General features: G+C 44.5%; 2 protein-coding genes. Both read right to left on the reverse strand.

The features are described 5' to 3' along the window. Nucleotides 1–31: 31 nt before the first annotated feature. Nucleotides 32–1,186 carry an LPS export ABC transporter permease LptG gene (gene lptG, locus B7Y67_RS16200; protein ID WP_293599515.1) on the reverse strand — a complete coding sequence of 385 codons (1,155 nt, stop codon included), beginning with the start codon at nucleotides 1,184–1,186 and terminating at the stop codon, nucleotides 32–34. Continuing rightward, the coding region (gene lptF / locus B7Y67_RS16205; RefSeq protein WP_293599513.1) for an LPS export ABC transporter permease LptF at nucleotides 1,147–2,028 on the reverse strand (882 nt) is incomplete at its 5' end. The genes lptG and lptF, both read right to left, overlap by 40 nt.

The raw sequence follows: 2,028 nt of genomic DNA on the forward strand, positions 1-2,028 counted from the left end.
TATCAATAAGATTCTATATGATTTTTTGGTATTAAGATCTAGATACCCAACGTAAACCCACAATCGCCAAAATGAAATACAACAATGGGGGTGTTAATGCGGTAAGCAGCGCGGGCCAAGACCCCAAAAGGCCTACATTCGAGAAGAGCGAGTTAAAAAGCTGAAAGCTCATTCCCAGCATGATGCCGCCAAATACTTTAATACCGACACTGCCTGCGCGCACCTTAAGGTAAGCAAATGGCAGGGCTAATGTCAGCATGACAAAGATCGTAAATGGGTAGATTACTTTTTTCCAGAACGCAATGGAGTGCCTCTGCGCATCTTGTTTGTTATCTCTCAAATGGGAAATAAATCGACCCAAACTAAAGATCGACATTTTTTCTGGACTCACTAAAAGCACGCTCAGAATTTGTGGTGTGACTTCAGACTCTAGACTCACGATTGGGTGGATAAAAGTTTGCGCCGAATAGACTGGGTTGAGTGGATCGGTCTGTTTGGTTTCTTTGAAGCGAGTTTCTGTAACGTCATCCAGGATCCATGTTCCAGTTTGATCAAAGCGTCCCGAAGCTGCACTTCGAATGGAGAGCAAGCGGTAGGCATCATCGAACTCGTACATGCGAATATTTTTTATTTCATTGTCTTGTTCAATTTTGCCAACGTTGACATAGCGGACTCCAGGCCTCACTGGGCCACTACCATCTTCATCGCGTAAGCGATCTTTCACCCATACTCCGGTCTTAAATTGGGAGCTATACGATGAACCCAAAGCTTTCATACGAATCTTCTCTGACAGATTCTCGGTATAGGGTCCTAGCCACTCGCTCATAACGAGCGTCAAAATAACTAGAGGTAATGAAATCTTAGCTAGGGTGATTAAACCTCTACGCATGTCCAATCCAGCAATCCTCAAGATTGTGAATTCGGATTGACTTGCTAGCATCGCAAATACGTAAATACTTCCAATCAAACCGGCAATAGGAATGATCTCGGAAATCCGACTTGGCGCTTTCAAAACAACATGTAGGAGGGCTAGTGGCAGGGTGTATTGACCTTTTACAGAACCAAGCTCACTTAAAATGTCAAAGAATAAAAATAGTGCCACCAAGGCAAATAGGATGAAGCCAAAAGCAGCATAGATCTGCCTAGCTAAGTAGCGTTCAAATATGTAGGGGAATAGATATTTAATCTATTGGCCAAGAATGAGGGGAGCTGACGGCGCCACCATTTCAACGAGGGGTTGATGCGGTTTCGAATCAGTACAAAAGCAATGCCAAAGGCTAGGACATGTATGGGCCAAGCCGCTACAAAAACATTTACCTTGCCTTGTGAAACAAAGTTTTGAGTGAGGTTCAACAGATTGCTATAAATTAGGTAAATCAGCACGGCATAAAACATCGCAGTGTAGTTACCTAGTCTTGGGTTGACGTAGGCAAGCGGGATGGCAATGAGTACTAAGCCTAAGGCCATCAATGGCAATCCAATTCGCCAAAGTAATTCAGCATAATTCGGATTCATTGCGATCGGATCAGGATCATTTAGCAGTTCCATGACTGTTTTTTCACGATCGCGCGGTGCTGGATCAAGTGCACTTTTGCTATGAATTTGGGTGCTGTACTCAGCAAATTCTAAAATCCTGAAATCCGGTTGCGTTGGGAGTCCTTCGTAACGACGGCCATTATTTAGCACAATCGATTTTCCGCCTCCCTCTGCGTTCTCCATGAATCCAGTGGCTGCAACTGCAACACTGAGCCGCCCATTTTTGGTTTCTGCGGCAAAGATATTTTTTACTTCACTTTTATCGACATCCAACTCTTCAATAAAAAATACCCGCTCCGCTTTGGCTGATTCTCTAAATTGACCTGCGGCAACCATGGAGACATCACTGCGTTGCTGAAAGCGTTGGCTGATGATGGTGGATTCGCGATTGGCCCAAGGCCAAACAAAAAGGGCTAATAGGGCAATAATGACAATGAGTGGCGCCGCAAAGCGCAGAATTGGTTGAATGAGACTAGAGATGCTCAGACCGCT

This window comes from Polynucleobacter sp. 35-46-11 (assembly GCF_002281105.1).